General features: G+C 55.2%; 1 rRNA gene. It reads left to right on the forward strand.

Going from position 1 to position 887, the window contains the following annotated elements:
* A 16S ribosomal RNA gene (locus A3220_RS16585) occupies positions 1–887 on the forward strand; the annotation flags it as partial.

Raw genomic sequence — 887 nt, forward strand, 5'->3', positions numbered from 1 at the left:
TGCAAGCGTTAATCGGAATTACTGGGCGTAAAGCGCGCGTAGGTGGCTTGATAAGCCGGTTGTGAAGCCCCGGGCTCAACCTGGGAAGGCATCCGGAACTGTCAAGCTAGAGTGCAGGAGAGGAAGGTAGAATTCCCGGTGTAGCGGTGAAATGCGTAGAGATCGGGAGGAATACCAGTGGCGAAGGCGGCCTTCTGGACTGACACTGACACTGAGGTGCGAAAGCGTGGGTAGCAAACAGGATTAGATACCCTGGTAGTCCACGCCGTAAACGATGTCGACCAGCCGTTGGGTGCCTAGCGCACTTTGTGGCGAAGTTAACGCGATAAGTCGACCGCCTGGGGAGTACGGCCGCAAGGTTAAAACTCAAATGAATTGACGGGGGCCCGCACAAGCGGTGGAGCATGTGGTTTAATTCGATGCAACGCGAAGAACCTTACCTACTCTTGACATCCTGCGAATTCGGTAGAGATACCTTAGTGCCTTCGGGAACGCAGAGACAGGTGCTGCATGGCTGTCGTCAGCTCGTGTTGTGAAATGTTGGGTTAAGTCCCGTAACGAGCGCAACCCTTGTCCTTATTTGCCAGCGCGTAATGGCGGGAACTCTAAGGAGACTGCCGGTGACAAACCGGAGGAAGGTGGGGACGACGTCAAGTCATCATGGCCCTTACGAGTAGGGCTACACACGTGCTACAATGGTCGGTACAAAGGGTTGCCAACTCGCGAGAGTGAGCCAATCCCGAAAAGCCGATCTCAGTCCGGATCGGAGTCTGCAACTCGACTCCGTGAAGTCGGAATCGCTAGTAATCGTGGATCAGAATGCCACGGTGAATACGTTCCCGGGCCTTGTACACACCGCCCGTCACACCATGGGAGTGGACTGCACC

Origin of the sequence: Halomonas sp. KX33721 (assembly GCF_001596805.1) — a bacterium.
Lineage (GTDB): Bacteria > Pseudomonadota > Gammaproteobacteria > Pseudomonadales > Halomonadaceae > Vreelandella > Vreelandella aquamarina.